This is a genomic window from Postechiella marina (assembly GCF_039538365.1).
In the GTDB taxonomy this organism is placed as follows: domain Bacteria; phylum Bacteroidota; class Bacteroidia; order Flavobacteriales; family Flavobacteriaceae; genus Postechiella; species Postechiella marina.
This window is the reverse complement of record NZ_BAABCA010000004.1, coordinates 38,826-57,166: the sequence shown is the minus strand read 5'-3', so window position 1 is coordinate 57,166 and position 18,341 is coordinate 38,826. Positions and strand designations below refer to the sequence as shown.

Genomic DNA, 18,341 nt, shown 5'->3' with positions numbered 1-18,341 from the left:
AATGTATTTCTAAATAAAACTTCTCGATAATTTAAACGTTAAACCCGCTATTATTTTCGTTAAATATAATAAAGGAGGAAAATATGATTCTAATTAATAGCTATTTTCTGAGTTTTAAAACTCCCGTTTTCCAAATTCAGTTTAACTAAGTAGATACCTTTATTTAAATTAGAAACATCTATTTTAATAGTTTTAAGCGACTTTAAAGTTGAAATTTGCTTAACCATATTTCCTATTGTGCTATATATTTCTATGTTTTTTAAATTGATATTTTGAATGTTTGATAGCGTTATTATAGAATTTGTAGGGTTAGGAGATATTTTTACACCTGCAATGGCGTTAGGTTCTCTATTGCTTAATGTTGATGCGTTATAGGTAAAAGTAAGAGTTGCCATTTTATTACCATTTATAGGTGCGTTATTAATTTTAAATATGTTAGTTCTTGGGGTATTAGCACTGTTTGAAGCGTTGTAATTTGTACCATTATCTGTTCCTGCATCGTATGCAAATACATCTATGGTATAAGTATCTTTCCAGCCATTAAGGGTGAGTAAACCCGATCTTAAATTTTCGTTGGTAACTGCAATAAACCAATCTGGACTAGGCGCAACCATACTTATTAAAGTAACTAAAGGGAAATCTTCGCTTACCATAACATTGTGCATTGTTGCTGTTGCAATAGCACCACTCGAAAAGTTTTCTATTAAGTATTTATCTGCATTTCCAGAAGCTATAACTGTGTTAATTTCGTTATTAAAATTAGTGTTTATTCCCCTTTCGGCAACGTCTTTTAAGCCATTTGTTAATGGTGATGGTTTACTTAAATTTACGATATCGTTTATGTTTTTGTGTGTAGCACCAACCAGAGGCGACCAATGTGCGCCAGCAGGAACAGACGTATGGTTTTCACTGTTCCATATAGTTGTTACAGATATATTATAATTGGCAATACTTTGGCTAAATAATTTGGAGCTTATAAAAGCAAAAAAGATTACAAAATATAATTTAAGCGCAGGTGTAAAATTTATCATGGTTATAGCTTTTATATTTAATAATCGTCGAAAAAACACGACATAACTTACCAAAACGTTTAGTTTTAATTATAGTTTATTAATTATTTATAGAAATCTATTAAGTAAATATTAAGTATTTGTTTAAGGAAATAATAGTACATTTATGGTCTTATTATATCCAACAATGCTAAAAAATATTAAAGTAATTGAGTGCCCAAGAGATGCTATGCAAGGTATAAAGCAGTTTATACCAACAGAGCAAAAGGTGCAATATATTCAGTCGTTACTACGTGTTGGTTTCGATACTATAGATGTTGGTAGTTTTGTGTCTCCAAAAGCAATCCCGCAAATGGTAGATACAGCACAGGTGTTATCTCGGCTAGATTTATCTAAAACATCAAGTAAATTATTAGCTATAGTTGCCAATTTAAGAGGGGCAGAAAATGCATGTGCTCAAAAAGAAATAGATTATTTGGGCTATCCGTTTTCTATATCAGAGAATTTCCAAATGCGAAATACCCATAAAACCATAGCGCAATCTGTAAGTCTTTTGCAAGATATGTTAGAGTTAACAAATAAGCATAATAAACAAATGGTTGTATATATATCTATGGGGTTTGGTAATCCGTATGGAGACCCTTGGAATGTTGATATAGTAGGCGATTGGACCGAGAAATTAGCAAAGATGGGTGTGAAAATACTGTCGTTAAGTGATACGGTTGGCACATCGAACCCAGAGAATATAGACTATTTGTTTTCTAATTTAATTCCAATTTATCCAAATATAGAATTTGGAGCGCATTTGCATACCACGCCTACAACTTGGTTCGAAAAAATTGACGCAGCCTACAAAGCAGGTTGTATGCGTTTTGATGGTGCTATTCAAGGGTTTGGCGGTTGCCCAATGGCAAAAGATGAGCTTACAGGCAATATGCCAACAGAAAAATTATTATCTTATTTTACGACTCAAAAAGTTAATAATTTAAATGCTCTTAGTTTTGAAAGTGCATATAATGAGGCATCAAAAATCTTCAACGTTTATCATTAAAGTTCATTTTAATAGTACAATATTCTTATTTGCAGGTTTTAATGATTAAATTCTAATATTTATTTAAATTTAATCTAAATAAACTTTGCAAAATTACTTTCGTGTTTTATATTTGCAGCCTTAAACAATGTTTTATTTGTAATAAGTCTAAATAAAAACAAATTAATTAGCTAAAAATGAAAAAGTTAGTATTAAGTATTTTTGTAGTATCAGCATTATTTCAATCATGTTCAAGTGACGATGATGGTGGAGATGGAGGAAGCCAAGTAGTTGCTCCTGCAACATATAGTTTTGAAAGAGAAGGCGAATCTTCTGTTAGCTTTAGTGGTCAAACTACTAGAATAGAAATGGGGCAAGAATTTATAGATGCCTTAAAAGATACATCAAAGAGTGAAGCAGATTTAGATGGTATGTTTGCTCATGCAGAAGGTGATGCAGATTTTAGTGATGCAGACTTGAATGCTTCAGATAAAAGTATAAGAAGTAAAACAGCAGCTTCGTCTGATTATTTTTCTGCAAACACTACAGATGCTAATGAAATTAAAGCAGAATTTGATACTTGGATAAAAGCACAAGTGTATGAAGTTTTTCCTAACTGGAATGTTGATGCTGTAGCAGGAACTGCTGGGAAAATTCAAGAAGCAGGTGGTGGTTCTACGCGTTATGTAAATGCAAAAGGGTTAGAACTAAACCAAGCTATTAATAAAGGTTTAATAGGAGCTTTAATGGCAGATCAAGCACTTAATAACTACTTAAGTACAGCTGTTTTAGATGCAGGAAATAATATTGCAAATAACGATGCAGGTACTGTAGAAGATGGTAAAACGTACACTACAATGGAGCATAAATGGGACGAAGCTTATGGTTACGTTTTTGGAGCAAATGCAGACCCAGCAAATCCTAACGCAGATTTAGGTGCAGATAACTTTTTAAATAAATATTTAGGTAGAGTTGAAGGTGATACTGATTTTGCAGGAATTGCTGACGATGTTTACCAAGCATTTAAATTAGGTAGAGCAGCAATTGTTGCTGGAGATTACGATTTAAGAGATGAACAAGCTGAAATTATTAGAGAAAAAATTTCTGAAGTTATTGGTGTAAGAGCAGTTTACTATTTACAGCAAGGTAAAGCAAATTTAGGAACAGATATGGCTTCTGCCTTTCACGATTTATCTGAAGGATTTGGGTTTGTTTATAGCTTACAATTTACAAGAAAACCAGGGACAAATGAACCATATTTTACAAAAACAGAAGTTGATGCATTTATAGCTACACTTTTAAACGGAAATGGTTTTTGGGATATTACAGCAGGAGATTTAGATACAATGTCTGATACAATATCTGCTAAATTTAATTTTACAACTGCACAAGCAGGAAGTTAAAAAAGAATTGTTTTTTTAACTTTAAAAGTAGTCATTGTATTACCATATACAATGACTACTTTTAGTATTTTTGCAAAATATTTATTTTAATAAGATTATGATTACAATTAGAAAGATTTTTTTAGCTTTAGTGGCTATAGGTTCTATAGTGGCTTGTAGTTCTTCGTCTTCCGATGATGGACCTTCAGGGAAAACAGATACATTTGATAGAGGTTTATTATTAGCGAATATTGCTGATAATATTATTATTCCTGCATTTGAAGATTTTCAAATAAAACTATCTGCTTTAGATGTAGCAAGAGGAAATTTTGTTAATGATATAAATCAAACTAACTTAGATGCCTTAAGTAATTCTTGGTTAGAGGCTTATAAAGTGTGGCAATATGTTGAAATGTTTAATATTGGTAAAGCTGAGGGTATAGACAATACAAATCACATTGGTTTTGTGTCTTTTTTTAATATTTACCCTTTAGAAGTCGCCGATGTACAAAACGGTGCTGATAATGGTAATTATGATTTAACTACTTCTAATTATCATGATGGGCAAGGTTTTCCAGCTTTAGATTTTTTAATTCATGGTTTAGCAGATGCAGATGGTACCTCCATTGAAAAGTTTACTACAAATACAAATAAAGATGGTTACGTAAATTATCTTACTGATATTGTTAGTAGAATGATTTCATTAAACAACACTATTCTTAATGATTGGAAAAATGGTTATAGAAATAGTTTTGTTGCTAATGTTGAAAGCTCAAAAACGGGTTCAGTTAACAAAACTGTAAATGATTATGTTTCTTATTATGAGAGAGGCTTACGTGCGAATAAATTTGGAATACCAGCAGGGAATTTTTCGAATAGCCCATTACCAGAAACAGTGGAAGCATTTTATAAGCAAGATGTTTCAAAAGAATTGGCTTTAGAAGCCTTAAAAGCTGTTCAAGATTTTTTTAATGGTAAAGCTTATAATGGATCGACTAATGGCGAAAGCTATAAGTCTTATTTAATTGCTTTAGATAGAAGTGATTTAGCTACACTTATTAATTCAAAGTTTGATGCTGCCAGAGAAAAGATTCAGGTTTTAGATAATAATTTTTTTAATCAAATAAATACTGATAATACTAAAATGACAGAGGCTTATGATGCACTTCAACTTGTTGTTGTATCTTTAAAAGTAGATATGATGAGTGCTTTTGATATTTCTATTGATGAAGGGTTTCAAGATAATGACGGCGATTAATTTATTGTTTTTTCTTGTATTTGATCGATGAAAATACTTTCAATATTTTAAATTTAGATCAATGAAAAAAATAATAATTTTATTAAGTTTTGTAATTACTTATCAGGTAAATTCTCAGATTACCACCCAAGATTGTGGTAATTTTAACTCAGTGCGTATTAGTACTTTTGAAGTTGAGAATAGTAAATTGGAGAGGAATGGTTTTGTATTCCAAAAAAAAGTTTACACTGGATTTAATATAATAGTTCCAGATGAATTAGGAGTTACACCTGATGGAGCACCTATAATTGCTAAAGGTCATATAGAAAAAGTTAGAGAAAAGATATGGTTTGATAGTAATAATCCATCAAACAATAATATAAGTAATGGTGAGTATTTGAATGGGTGGGGAGTCAATTATTATCCAAACACCTTTGATTCGTTTTTCAAAATAAATACTAGATTAGGTGTAGGTAAAAATAATTATGCCTATTACAGTAATACTGATACTTCTGTGGTATTTGATCAATCTGGTATAAACTTTTTTTTGGGAGGAGAAAATAACTTCCCTTCTAATGAGATATTTAGAAAAATTAGATATTCTGTTTACATTTATGTAAAGGAAGAATATGCACATTTATATCCAGGCGGAATTAATAATAGAATTTATCAATTTGGAAAGGGAACTTATCAAGGAAATGAAAATTCTATTGACTCAAATGGGTATAAGTATGTAGAATTGGATTGGAGTATATCGGTAGATAAAGATAATGATGGTATTCTAAATGAAGATGATAATTGTCCAAGTGTATCGAATGCTAATCAATTAGATACTGATGATGATGGAGTTGGAAACATTTGTGATAATTGTATTAATAATTACAACCCTAATCAGTCTGATATAGATGGTGATGGTATTGGAGATTTTTGTGATGATGATATAGATGGTGATGGAATTCTTAATAATATTGATAACTGTGCAACTAATTATAATCCAAATCAAGAAGATAATGATAATGATGGTATAGGTGATTTATGTGATTTTGATTCGGATAATGATGGTGTTTTAGATGTAAATGATAATTGTCCAAATGAGCCAAATGCCAATCAGACAGATATAGATGGAGATGGGATAGGAGATGTTTGTGATGAGGAATTTAATAAACCTAATTTAACTTTAACAAAAGTAGTTGTTAAAGTAGGAAAGAAAACATATACCATTGATTCAGAAACTAATAAAAATGATACTCCAATATTCAAAAAAGGCGAGAATCATACTTTTACAATAACAATAAAAAACGATGATGATGGTCGCGCTTTATCTTCAAATTATATGGTTTTGGTTTCAGAAGAAGCTAAATATCCAGATTTTGGTAGTAAACCTGCTTATGAATATAGAAGGGATAATATAGGTGCTATTAATGGAAATTCTAAAAAATCTGATTCTTTTTCAACATATATTTATGATTATATATCTTCGCTAAATTTAAAAGAGAATAAAACTTATTATTTAATTTTTGATATTGATTATAACGGAAGTGTTGACGAATCAAATGAGAAAAACTCAGATAATATTAAGTATGTTCCTTTTAAGTATAGTAAATCAGGTACTAGTAAAAAAGCTTATCTAAATACTAAGAGTGGATTGATTGAAATTCCTTTGGATAATTATTTATCAATCCCTTTTGATAGAGAACCTTTGCCAAGTCCAATAAATCAAAATATTTCTTTAAAAGAAAATAAAAGCAAAATTCTAATTGATCGGTTTGATGATTACATTAGTCCAATTTCAACATATAATCTTAAAATATTTAAACTTATTGGAAATAGATTAGTTGTAAATAAAAATATAACAGCAGGCTCAGTAATTAATACTTATCATTTATCATCAGGTATTTATGCTATTCATGTAAATAATAAATATATAAAGAAAATAAAAATATTTAAAGGATCAGAACCTATTAGGACAATACCAATAGAAAGATAACCAAACTATGTATATATTAAAAAGGTTGTCTAACAAAGGGCAACCTTTTTTGTACTTATGGATTTCAATATAAAAACATATTTAAATAAAAATACAAATGCGGCACCTTTAGCAGTGTTTAGAATAGCGTTTGGTATCATGATGTGTTTTAGTATTATTCGTTTTTGGTATCACGGATGGATAGAAACATTATACATTCAACCAAAATTTCATTTTTCGTATTATGGTTTCGAATGGGTTAAGCCTATAGGTAGTTATACTTATTTATTATTTGTTTTATGTGGAATTGCTGCTTTTTTTGTAGCAATTGGATTTAAATACAGATTAGCTATAATTACGTTTTTCTTAAGTTTTACTTATATAGAACTTATGGATAAAACAACCTATCTTAACCATTACTATTTTATAAGTTTATTAAGTTTTTTAATGATTTTTCTACCTGCCAATGCCCATTTTTCAGTAGATAATATCATTAAGAAAAGGCGTTACGAAAACATACCTAAATGGACATTAGATAGTATAAAACTCCTTTTGGGAATTGTATATTTTTATGCTGGTTTAGCTAAAATAAATAGTGATTGGTTACTTAGAGCCATGCCTCTAAAAATATGGTTACCTTCAAAATACGATTTACCGTTAATAGGAGATACGCTAATGCATAAAGAATGGTTTCATTATGCGATGAGTTGGAGTGGAATGCTCTACGATTTGTTAATTCCGTTTTTATTGTTGTACAAAAGAACACGAGTTTTTGCTTTTATATTAGTAGTGATTTTTCATGTGTTTACTAGGGTGCTATTTCCTATAGGCATGTTTCCGTTTATCATGATAGTGTCCACATTAATATTCTTTGATGCGAGTTTGCATAAAAAAATCATTAGTATAGTAAAACGTATTTTTCAATATAAGGCTTCAAGCTTAATTGATACAGTAAGAACTAATTATACGTATCAATTTAGAAAGCCTATAGTGTGTTTATTAACCGTCTTTTTTATTATTCAACTTGTTTTTCCGTTTAGAAATATATTTTATAAAAATGAATTGTTTTGGACCGAAGAAGGTTTCCGTTTTTCATGGCGTGTTATGCTTATAGAAAAAATGGGAATTTGCACGTTCAAAATAGTGAACGGAGAAACTGGAGATTTTTTTTATGTAGATAACAAAGATTTTTTAACACCATTTCAAGAAAAACAAATGAGTTTTCAACCCGATTTTATTTTGGAATATGCCCATTATTTAGGAGATCACTTTACATCGCAAGGGCATGAAAACGTACAAGTTTTTGTTGAAAGTTATGTGGCATTAAACGGAAGATTAAGTCAACCATTTATAGATAAAAACGTAGATTTGCATCGCGAAAAAGAATCATTTAAAACAAAACATTGGATTTTACCATTTAAAGATGAGATTAAAGGACTTTAATATAATTGTAGCACTAATTTTTAGTGTTGCAATATTTGCACAAAATAAGGTGTCTGGAGTAGTAAGTTATTCAAAAAATAATAAACCTTTAATTAATGTAAAAGTTTACGATAAAGCTTCAGGTATTTTAACTACTACAAATGCTTCTGGTTATTTTCAATTTGAAACTGCTAAAAAAGAAATAACATTGGTGTTCTTTTCTTACGAATATGATGTTAATGAGGTTAAAATAAATACCAATAATGCTTCAGATTTAAAAATTATTTTGAATGATTTATCTGAAACTTTAAGTGAAGTTGAAATTACAGCAAGAAAAAGACGTGTTTTCGAATTAAAACGATTAAATGATGTTGAAGAGACAGCTATTTATGCAGGAAAAAAGACTGAAGTTGTTTTAGTCGATCAATCTATGGCTAATTTGGCATCAAACAATGCACGTCAAATTTATAGTCAGGTTGCAGGGTTAAATATTTATCAAAACGATGATGCCGGATTACAATTAAATATTGGGGGTCGTGGACTAGATCCAAATAGAACAGCCAACTTTAATACTAGACAAAACGGTTATGATATAAGTGCCGATGTTTTGGGGTATCCAGAAAGTTATTACACACCAGCATCAGAAGGATTAGAAGAAATTCAAGTTATTCGTGGTGCTGCCTCTTTACAATATGGAACACAATTTGGAGGGTTAATTAATTTTAAAATGAAATCGCCAAATCCAAATAAGGCTTTAGAAGTTGTAACAAGAAATACATTAGGAAGTTTTGGTTTGTATACAAATTTTACAAGCTTTAGTGGTACTAAAGATAAGTTTAGTTATTATACTTATTTCAATTACAAAAAAGGAGATGGTTTTAGACCAAATTCTGAATTTGAGTCTAAAAATGTATTTGCACATTTAGGATATCAATTTAATAAAAAAACAAAGTTAAGTCTAGAAACAACTTATTTAAATTACTTAGCGCAACAAGGAGGAGGTTTAACAGATGCCATGTTTGAAGAAGACCCTTTGCAAAGTAATAGAGAAAGAAATTGGTTTCAGGTAGATTGGTTACTTTATAATTTAAAGTTTGCTCATGAGTTTTCTGAAAGAACAAACTTTACATTCAATGTTTTTGGATTAAATGCATCGCGAAAAGCTTTAGGGTTTAGAACGAACAGAGTTAATCAAATAGATCCAGGACAAGAACGCGATTTAATAAAAGGAGATTTTAAAAATTTTGGGTTTGAGTCTCGTTTGTTAACAAAGTATAAAGTTTTTAGTAAAGATGCTACTTTTTTAATAGGGACGAAGTTTTATAAAGCCGATAATTATCAAAAACAAGGACCAGGAAGTGATGGTATTGGGGCCGATTTTAATTTTGCTTCAGATGATTTTCCTAATTACCCTAATCAGTCTCAATTTGATTTGCCAAACTTAAATATGTCTGTATTTGGAGAAAATATTTTTTATTTGACAGAACAGTTTTCTATAACTCCTGGGTTTAGGTTTGAATATATAAAAACGGAAAGTGAAGGTTTCTTTAAACGTATAAATACAGATGGAGCGGGCAATGTTATTTTTGAAGAAAATATAGAAGATAACCAAGATTTTGAACGGTCGTTTCTCTTATTAGGGGTTGGTCTAAGTTATAAGGCAAATTCTAATTTTGAAATTTATGGAAATGTTTCGCAGAATTATCGTTCCGTCACTTTTTCAGATATAAATATTACTAATCCTGCATTTTCAATAAACCCAGATATTACAGATGAGAAAGGGTTTACTGTAGATGTTGGTGTAAGAGGAAATTATAAAGGATTATTATCATACGATTTAGGAGCATTTGGTTTGTTTTATAACGGGAGAATAGGTTTTGTTCAAAAAGGCTTAGCAGATGGAAGAGTTGTTAGTGAAAGAGGAAATGTTGGAGATGCAATGATGTATGGTATAGAATCTTTATTCGATTTTAATTTAAAGAAAATATTGGATTTAAATAACAATTTTCAATTAAATTATTTTGTAAACACTTCAATAATAAATTCTGAGTATACAGCTTCAGAGCAGAATGGTATAAAAGGAAATAAAGTAGAGTTTGTACCAGATTTAAATATTAAAACAGGATTAAATGGAGGTTATAAAAATTTATTAGGGAGTATTCAATATACGTATTTAGGTAAACAATTTACAGATGCAACTAATTCTACAGCAGCTGGTTTAAGTGGTGTAATAGGCGAAATACCAGAATACGATATTTTAGATGTTTCTTTATCATACAGCTATAAAAACTTTAAATTGGAAACAGGAGTAAATAATGTTTTAGATAATAGTTATTTTACTAGAAGAGCAACTGGGTATCCTGGACCAGGAATAATTCCATCAGCACCTCGAAATTTTTATACCACACTGCAAATTAAATTTTAAATAGAAAGCCCATGAAAATTGTAAAAAAAACACTTATTGCTTTATTGGTTTTATTAGTTCTAATTCAATTGTATAGACCCGAAAAAAATGATGCAAAATATAGAGACGTAGCCTCTTTTATAGAAGATACTAAACCAGATGAAGATGTGGTTGCTATTTTAGAAAAGCATTGTTTTGATTGCCATAGTAATAAAACAGAATATCCTTGGTATGCAGAAGTGGCACCAGTATCTTTTTGGATAAATCATCATGTAGAAGACGGTAACAAGCATTTTAATGTATCTAAATGGGATATGTATAAAATTAAAAAACGAGATCATAAACTTGACGAACTTATAGAGGAGTTAGAAGAGGGAAAAATGCCTCTAGATTCTTATACTTGGCTACATGGGAGTATTACAAGTCAAGAAAAAGAAGCTTTAATTGATTGGGCTAAAAAGGTAAGATTAGGCTATAATTTAAAATAGATTTTAACTAAAGTGAATTTTTTATAACTAATAATTTATCATATTAAATTTTGTGTTTTTTTTAACATCTGTGGTTTAAACTATTAGAAATTGGCTGGGTCTAAACACTTTAACCTAACCAATACAAATTGAAAAAAACACTAGTATTACTCACGTTATTACTTACAACTTCTTTATTTGCTCAAAAATTCACGTTAGAAGGAGTTGTAAAAGATCAAGATGCTAATGTGTTAGAAGGTGCAACGGTATACCTTCAAAGTATAAAAGACAGTATTCCCATAGCTTACAGTATCACTAATAAAATGGGTGAGTTTTCTATGCGAGTTAATTCAGGTTTAGATTCAAAAACCATATTCAACATTGCTTATTTAGGTTATAAACCATACATAAAAGATTTAAATGTACCATCTGGTGATTTTTTAGATATGGGAGATGTTATTATAAAAGACCAAATAGAAGAACTCGATGTTGTGTCTATTATAGCAAAAGCACCACCAGTTTTAATTAAAAGAGATACTATAGAGTATAATGCAGATAGTTTTAAAACACTACCTAACGATAAAGCAGAAGATTTGTTAAAAAAACTACCTGGTGTAGAAATAGATTTAGATGGAAACATAACCGTAAACGGAGTAGATGTAGAGGCTATTAATGTTGATGGCATGAAGTTTTTTGGCGAAAAAAATGGAGAGATTGCATTAAAAAACCTACCAAGTAATGTAATAAGCAAAGTACAGGTTACAGACTATAAAACTAATATGCAAAAATTTACAGGTGAGGAGTCTGATTCTGGTACAAAAGAAATTAACTTAAAAATTAAAAAAGGAAAAAATAGAGCCACCTTTGGCGATATAAAAGCGGGTTATGGTACAGATGATAAATACCAAGCTAATGCTAATATTTTTAAGTTGATTGATGGTAAACAGTTGGGTTTAATATCTGGTACAAATAATATAAATATGTCGCGTGGGTTTAATGCGCTGCCAGATACCGATACTAGTAACGGGTATATAGAATCTGATTTTATAGGAGCTAATTTTACCAAAGGAAAATGGAACGAAACCCGAATTAATGGGAATTATAAATATAGTACGCAAAATAGAGATTTTGAACAATTAAGCCACAGAGAAAACTTCTTACCTAATTTAAATTATACCACAGACTCCAAAACACGTAGTTATAACGATTCTGACAAGCATCAAGGAGGAGCCGATTTAAAGTTTATAATCTTACCAAAAAATAAAAGTTCTAAAAAGGTGCAACTATCAAACGAAATAGATTTTAATAGCTCTACAAGCGAATATGGTTCATCAGAAGAAAGAACATCTATAGAGAGTAATGGCGATTTAGTTAGCGATTATAATTCTACTAATGCATCAACATCTTCAAATTACGAAATAAAAAATGCGTTTAGTGTAACGCCAATTTTAAACAGTGGTAGAGATTATTTAAACATTAGGTTAAATACCAATTTTAATAAAGCAGATACAAACTCACAAAAGTTTTCAGAAAACCTATTGTATAATAGTAACACAACCATAACGCAAGATCAAATTAGTGAAACTAATAATGCGAGTAGTAATATCAATTTATCGGCATTTTGGAGTAAAGCATTATTTCCTAATTTTAGATTAATGCCAAGGTACAGCGCTACAGTAAACACTCAAAATAACGAGAAATATATTTACGATTTTGATGAGAACTCTAACAGATATGATGATTTTAACGACGTTTTAAGTTCAGACAGTAAATATGTAACCACAACTATAAGACCAGCATTAAAATTGAGATACGAATATAAAAACATACGTTTTGAGGTAGAAGGTGCTTTTACAAACACCTATAGAAGTTATAAAGACGCAATTGTTACAGCCCGTAATTTTAAATCAGATTTCGACTATGTTACCTATTCTAGTCGTATTCGATATAGAGATCCAAAAGGTTATAAAAACATATCGTTAAATTACAATCAGAGTGTAAATATCCCGTCTGTTAATCAGCTTCAACCTGTAGAAGATGTAAGTAACATAACTCATATTAGAGTAGGAAACCCGTTACTAGAACCAGAAATAAGCCATAATGTAAATTTTGAATATCAAAATAATTTAGCTTATAACAATATAAATATTACAGGAAGAGCGAAAGCTCAATTTGTTCAAGATAAAATAATTAACTCTACTACAACCGATGCAGATTTAAATCGCTATACCACCTACACAAATATTAATGGAGACTACTCGTATACTGGTAATGTAGCCATATCAAAATCGTATTACAATAAGAAAACCAACATAAATTTAAATGCACGTTTTATGGGGAGTTATAACAACAACCTATCTGTTCAAAACAATGTAACTTTTACAGCAAAAACTACGGTTATAAAACCTTCATTTTCTTTTAAATATTCTTATAATAGTAAAGTCGATGTAAGTACAAGTTATAGTTACGCAACCCACAAAAGTGTTTTTGATACAGATAATTTAAACGATAATAAATATTTTATTCAGAATTTAGATGTAAACACATCTTTGTTCTTTTTTAAAAACGCATTTTTATCTAACAGAATATCTTACCGTTATAATAGCAGAGTAGGAGATACTTTTGATGGAGATGCTGTGTTCTGGAATGCAGGTTTGGGGGTCGAGTTATGGGACAATAAAGCTACATTAACACTTGTTGGGTACGATATGTTAGGCAAAAATAATGGCTATAGGAGGTCTGTTACAGAAACCTATATTCAAGATGTCGAGAATAAAATATTAGAGCAATATTTTATGATGACTTTTGTGTACAAGTTTGGAAACTTTGCTGGACAAAAAATGAAAATGGGAGGAAAACAACGTGGCCAAGGTGGGCGTTCTGGCGGTAGTTTTAGAAGGCGTTAATAAAGTTTAACAGTTTAGTAATGCTTTCAAACCAAAAGCCATAGCAAATAATAATTTTATTTGGTATTTATATTGTATATTTGCACGCAATTATAACGTAATTGCATCATGATAGCACATCAAAACAAAATAGTAGGAGAAGGTCTAACTTACGACGACGTACTTTTAGTTCCAGCTTTTTCTGAAGTTCTTCCAAGAGAAGTTAGTATTCAATCAAAATTTACACGAAATATTACAATAAACGTTCCCATTGTATCTGCAGCTATGGATACGGTTACCGAAAGTAAAATGGCTATTGCCATGGCACAAGAAGGCGGTATTGGTGTACTTCATAAAAATATGACTATAGAGGCTCAGGCCCTTAAAGTTAGAAAAGTAAAACGTGCAGAAAGTGGTATGATAATAGACCCTGTTACGTTACCACTTACAGCCAAAGTGTTAGATGCAAAGCAATATATGGCAGAGTATGGTATTGGAGGTATTCCTATTGTTGCAGAAGATGGTACATTAAAAGGTATTGTTACCAATAGAGATTTACGTTTCGAGCACGATAATACAAGAAGTATAACAGAAGTAATGACTAGCAAAGATTTAGTTACAGCTGCAGTTGGTACATCTTTAAAGGATGCTGAATTAATTTTGCAAGAACACAAAATTGAGAAATTACTTATAGTAGACGATAATTATAAACTTTCTGGATTAATTACTTTTAGAGATATTACAAAGCTTACTTTAAAACCTAATGCAAATAAAGATAAGTTTGGACGTTTACGTGTTGCTGCAGCAATTGGAGTAACTGGTGATGCAGTAGATAGAGCAGAAGCTTTGGTAGGCGCAGGCGTTGATGCTGTTGTAATAGATACAGCTCACGGACATACAAAAGGTGTGGTTAATGTTTTAAAAGAAATTAAATCTAAGTTCCCAGAATTAGATGTTATTGTGGGGAATATAGCAACAGGTGCTGCAGCTAAATATTTAGTAGAAGCAGGCGCAGATGCTGTAAAGGTTGGAATTGGACCTGGTTCTATTTGTACAACAAGAGTTGTTGCAGGTGTTGGTTTTCCTCAGTTTTCTGCAGTGTTAGAAGTTGCTGCTGCTATTAAAGGTACAGGTGTTCCTGTAATTGCAGATGGAGGTATTCGTTACACAGGAGACATTCCTAAAGCCATTGCAGCAGGAGCAGATACCGTAATGCTAGGGTCGCTTTTAGCAGGAACAAAAGAGTCTCCAGGAGAAACTATTATTTACGAAGGACGTAAATTTAAGTCGTATCGTGGTATGGGATCTGTTGAGGCTATGAAACAAGGTAGTAAAGACCGTTATTTCCAAGATGTAGAAGATGATATTAAAAAATTAGTGCCAGAAGGTATTGTTGGTCGTGTACCTTATAAAGGAGAATTAAACGAAAGTATTCATCAGTTTGTTGGAGGTTTACGTGCAGGAATGGGCTACTGTGGTGCAAAAGATGTAGAAACACTTAAAGAAACAGGGCAGTTTGTTAAAATTACAGCAAGTGGTATTAACGAAAGTCACCCGCATGATGTTACTATTACTAAAGAATCTCCAAATTATTCTAGGTAGGTTTAAATTATACTTATAAAAGCAGAAAGCACAATTTTTAAATTGTGCTTTCTGCTTTTATATTGTATTTCAATTATTTTTTATTTAACTAGAAAAAAGCGAGGTTTAGAAGTTTCAATATTCCCATTTATATCTGTTGCACTAAATATAACATTGTAATTTCCTGCATCTGTAGGTTCAAAACTTTCAGAAATGGTTAGTGCTTTATCATTATTAGTTGTGTTGTTAATTGTCTTATCTAAAACAACTGTTCCGTCAGCATTTTTAACAGTTAAATTCATACTGGTTACTTTATCCTCATCGGTACCAAGTGCTTTAACTATTATTTTATCTCCATCTGGCCATGCGCCACCCCAATATCCTATATAGGTTTGATTTAATTCTGGACTTTGAATAGAAATTGTAGGAGCATTATTTTCTGTGTTTTCATCATCATTAGAGCAACTTGTATAGCCTATAGATAATGTAAATAAAGCAATTAGTTTAAGTTTTATGTTTTTCATTTTCTTTTTTTAGCAAAACAAATGTAGCATAAGTTTTATGCGTAATAGAGAAAATTAACGTTAACAATAAGTTAATCTTGTATCGCGTATACTTGCCCACGATGTGGTTTTAAAGCATCGCGTATTGGTTTCATATTGGCTTCTGTAACAACTAAAAAAGCAATAGCATGCACATCGGTTAGAGCTTCAAAACCTGTTATATTTAATTCTAACTTTTCAAGTTGTATATATTCTTTTAAATGAATTTCGTGGTGTTCTGCAATTTTAAGAGCATCTGGACCACGAAAATCCCAAATAAGTTTAAGCTGTCTCATATCGTATTATAAATAAAGTAAAAGGTTATTTCAAATATACTTTAAATTAAGAAATAAATAGCGTTTAGAAACGTTTGTAAATGCAACTTGTATAATAGGTTTATATTAGTATTTTTGCGTAGTTCGTTTCATTTTTAAATAACAGTTTATTAGTATGAAATTAAAGTGTTTTTCTATTCTTTTTTTTGTGTTGCTATTTTCTCAATTAAATGCCCAAAAAACAAATAACGATGTACTTTTTGTTGTTGGAGGTGAGCCTGTTTACACATCAGAGTTTCTTCGTGTTTACAATAAGAATTTAGATTTGGTGCAAGACGAATCTCAAAAAGATGTCGATGAGTATTTAAAATTGTTTACCAATTATAAATTAAAATTAAAAGAAGCAAGAGCTCTAGGTTTCGATAAAAAACCAGCATATTTAAGAGAGCTTAAAAATTATAAAAAGCAACTTGCAAAAAACTTTTTAACAGATACTAAAGTCACCAATGCATTGATTGAAGAGGCTTACGAGCGTATTTCTTACGATATAAAAGCATCGCATATTTTAATAAAAGTCTCTGAAAATGCGAGTCCGCAAGATACACTTGTTGCTTATAACAATATTGTAAGTTTAAGAAATCGAGCACTGCAAGAAGGATTCGAAAATGTAAGAACAAGCGTGCATAATGGCAAATCTATTTATGGAGAAGACCTAGGGTATTTTTCTGGTTTTAAAATGGTTTATAAATTCGAGAGTATGGCTTTTAATACACCAGTAGGAGAAATTTCTAAACCGTTTAGAACCCAATTTGGATATCATATTATAAACGTAATAGAAAAACGCAAATCTAGAGGCGAGTGCACTGTTGCTCATATTATGGTTGTAGATAAAAAGGAAGATACCATTGCAAATAATGCTGAGATTAGAATTAACGAAATTTATAAAAAATTAAACCAAGGAGAAGTATTTGAGGCTTTAGCTAAACAGTTTTCAGACGATAGAAGCTCGGCATCAAAAGGCGGACAAATGGCACCGTTTTCTAGTGGACAAATAAGTTCTAAAATATTTGAAGACACAGCTTTTAGTTTAAAAAATAATGGAGATGTATCTCAACCTATAAAGTCTAAATTTGGATGGCACATTATAAAATTAATAGATAAAAAACCAATTGCGTCTTTTAAAGATATGAAAAGCGAGTTGGAGAATAAAGTAAAACGAGACTCAAGATCTAAATTAATAGATGATGCCTTACACGATAAATTAAAAGTAAAGTATAGTGTAAAGCCTAACCCAGAAGCGTTAGCTTATTTTACTTCTATATTAAACGACGATTATTATAAAAGAACGTGGCGTTTACCAAATAATTTTGATAACGATAAACCCTTAGTAAAAATAGGTAATAAGCAAATTACGTATAAAGCGTTTGGTGATGCTTTGGTACGTAATCAAAAAGGAATAAGAAATAAAGAGCCTTTTGTAAATTTAGTGTCTAATGCATATAATAATTTTTTAAATACAAGTTTAGTAAATTATCAAGAAGATAATTTAGAAAACGAAAATACAGAGTTTGCTTACATTGTAAACGAGTATAGAGATGGTTTATTATTGTTCGATTTAATGGAGACAACCATTTGGAATTCTGCAAAAAACGATACGTTAGGAATTCAAAATTATTATAAAACAAATAAAGATAACTATATTTGGCCAGAACGTGTAGATGCCATAGTGGCATCTTCGGCTAATCAAAATGTATTAAAAAAAGTATCTAAATTATTAGCCAAAAACAAGGAGTTGTCAGAAATTAAAGAAACTGTAAATACTAACGGAGACGTTAATGTTATTTTTACAACAGGAGAAATGGAAGCCAACCACCAAGCATTGCCAAATCATTTTAAATTCGAAAAAGGAATTTCTAAAATATATAAGCATAACGATGCTTTTATAGTGGTAAAAGTAAAGGAGGTTTTACCCAAAAAACAAAAAACGCTTAAAGAAGCAAAAGGTTTGGTAACCAGCGATTATCAGGTTTTTAAAGAAGATAACTGGTTAAAAACACTAAGAGCTAAGTATAAAGTCGAGATTAACAAAGAAGCCTTAGCAAAGGTTAAGCAAAAAATAAAAAATCAATAATTTGAAATC

12 protein-coding genes and 1 pseudogene are annotated in these 18,341 nt (G+C 30.5%); 10 read left to right on the top strand and 3 right to left on the bottom strand.

Annotated features, from left to right (window positions below):
- Positions 1-89: 89 nt before the first annotated feature.
- On the bottom strand, positions 90-1,031 hold the full coding sequence (locus tag ABD715_RS09495) for a T9SS type A sorting domain-containing protein (protein ID WP_344787953.1): 942 nt from the start codon (positions 1,029-1,031) through the stop codon (positions 90-92).
- 166 nt (positions 1,032-1,197) lie between these two features.
- On the opposite strand from ABD715_RS09495, the gene ABD715_RS09490 reads away from it, so the two are divergent.
- The 9 genes and pseudogenes from ABD715_RS09490 to guaB all read left to right on the top strand — a co-directional run bounded on the left by ABD715_RS09490 (position 1,198) and on the right by guaB (position 15,405).
- Positions 1,198-2,061, top strand: coding sequence for a hydroxymethylglutaryl-CoA lyase (locus ABD715_RS09490; RefSeq protein WP_344788424.1), 864 nt, complete (start codon positions 1,198-1,200; stop codon positions 2,059-2,061).
- Positions 2,062-2,237: 176 nt separating this feature from the next.
- Positions 2,238-3,443, top strand: coding sequence for a DUF4856 domain-containing protein (locus tag ABD715_RS09485; protein WP_344787952.1), 1,206 nt, complete (start codon positions 2,238-2,240; stop codon positions 3,441-3,443).
- Positions 3,444-3,540: 97 nt separating this feature from the next.
- Positions 3,541-4,680, top strand: a complete 1,140-nt coding sequence (locus tag ABD715_RS09480) for an imelysin family protein (RefSeq protein ID WP_344787951.1) — start codon at positions 3,541-3,543, stop codon at positions 4,678-4,680.
- Between the two features lie 739 nt (positions 4,681-5,419).
- Positions 5,420-5,821, top strand: a pseudogene (locus ABD715_RS17835) (thrombospondin type 3 repeat-containing protein); the annotation flags it as partial.
- Between the two features lie 882 nt (positions 5,822-6,703).
- Positions 6,704-8,068 carry an HTTM domain-containing protein gene (locus tag ABD715_RS09470; RefSeq protein ID WP_344787949.1) on the top strand — a complete coding sequence of 455 codons (1,365 nt, stop codon included), beginning with the start codon at positions 6,704-6,706 and terminating at the stop codon, positions 8,066-8,068.
- Positions 8,049-10,472, top strand: coding sequence for a TonB-dependent receptor domain-containing protein (locus ABD715_RS09465; RefSeq protein WP_344787948.1), 2,424 nt, complete (start codon positions 8,049-8,051; stop codon positions 10,470-10,472). The genes ABD715_RS09470 and ABD715_RS09465 overlap by 20 nt, the downstream gene beginning before the upstream one ends.
- 11 nt (positions 10,473-10,483) lie before the next feature.
- A complete protein-coding gene (locus tag ABD715_RS09460) occupies positions 10,484-10,939 on the top strand; it encodes a heme-binding domain-containing protein (protein ID WP_344787947.1) in 456 nt (151 codons plus the stop codon).
- A 128-nt stretch (positions 10,940-11,067) separates the two neighbouring features.
- Positions 11,068-13,824: an outer membrane beta-barrel protein gene (locus tag ABD715_RS09455; RefSeq protein WP_344787946.1), complete on the top strand. Its 2,757-nt coding sequence runs from the start codon at positions 11,068-11,070 to the stop codon at positions 13,822-13,824.
- Between the two features lie 108 nt (positions 13,825-13,932).
- Positions 13,933-15,405, top strand: coding sequence for an IMP dehydrogenase (guaB, locus tag ABD715_RS09450; protein WP_344787945.1), 1,473 nt, complete (start codon positions 13,933-13,935; stop codon positions 15,403-15,405).
- An 80-nt stretch (positions 15,406-15,485) separates the two neighbouring features.
- Here the strand turns inward: guaB and ABD715_RS09445 are convergent, their stop codons facing one another.
- Together ABD715_RS09445 and ABD715_RS09440 are read right to left on the bottom strand one after the other, a co-directional pair.
- Positions 15,486-15,908 carry a hypothetical protein gene (locus ABD715_RS09445; protein ID WP_344787944.1) on the bottom strand — a complete coding sequence of 141 codons (423 nt, stop codon included), beginning with the start codon at positions 15,906-15,908 and terminating at the stop codon, positions 15,486-15,488.
- A gap of 71 nt (positions 15,909-15,979) precedes the next feature.
- Complete coding sequence (locus ABD715_RS09440) at positions 15,980-16,222, bottom strand: hypothetical protein (RefSeq protein ID WP_344787943.1); 243 nt, start codon at positions 16,220-16,222, stop codon at positions 15,980-15,982.
- Between the two features lie 154 nt (positions 16,223-16,376).
- Between ABD715_RS09440 and ABD715_RS09435 the strand changes: the two genes are divergently transcribed.
- Entirely contained in the window at positions 16,377-18,332 is a 1,956-nt protein-coding gene (locus ABD715_RS09435; RefSeq protein WP_344787942.1) for a peptidylprolyl isomerase, read from the top strand.
- Positions 18,333-18,341 lie beyond the last annotated feature (9 nt).

What these genes read in the sequence shown, in the direction of transcription:
- ABD715_RS09445 (WP_344787944.1), bottom strand. Translation starts at nt 15,908, where the DNA reads ATGAAAAACATAAAACTTAAACTAATTGCTTTATTTACATTATCTATA.
- ABD715_RS09440 (WP_344787943.1), bottom strand. Translation starts at nt 16,222, where the DNA reads ATGAGACAGCTTAAACTTATTTGGGATTTTCGTGGTCCAGATGCTCTT.
- ABD715_RS09490 (WP_344788424.1), top strand. Translation starts at nt 1,198, where the DNA reads ATGCTAAAAAATATTAAAGTAATTGAGTGCCCAAGAGATGCTATGCAA.
- ABD715_RS09470 (WP_344787949.1), top strand. Translation starts at nt 6,704, where the DNA reads ATGGATTTCAATATAAAAACATATTTAAATAAAAATACAAATGCGGCA.
- ABD715_RS09495 (WP_344787953.1), bottom strand. Translation starts at nt 1,031, where the DNA reads ATGATAAATTTTACACCTGCGCTTAAATTATATTTTGTAATCTTTTTT.
- ABD715_RS09480 (WP_344787951.1), top strand. Translation starts at nt 3,541, where the DNA reads ATGATTACAATTAGAAAGATTTTTTTAGCTTTAGTGGCTATAGGTTCT.
- ABD715_RS09460 (WP_344787947.1), top strand. Translation starts at nt 10,484, where the DNA reads ATGAAAATTGTAAAAAAAACACTTATTGCTTTATTGGTTTTATTAGTT.
- ABD715_RS09435 (WP_344787942.1), top strand. Translation starts at nt 16,377, where the DNA reads ATGAAATTAAAGTGTTTTTCTATTCTTTTTTTTGTGTTGCTATTTTCT.
- guaB (WP_344787945.1), top strand. Translation starts at nt 13,933, where the DNA reads ATGATAGCACATCAAAACAAAATAGTAGGAGAAGGTCTAACTTACGAC.
- ABD715_RS09465 (WP_344787948.1), top strand. Translation starts at nt 8,049, where the DNA reads ATGAGATTAAAGGACTTTAATATAATTGTAGCACTAATTTTTAGTGTT.
- ABD715_RS09485 (WP_344787952.1), top strand. Translation starts at nt 2,238, where the DNA reads ATGAAAAAGTTAGTATTAAGTATTTTTGTAGTATCAGCATTATTTCAA.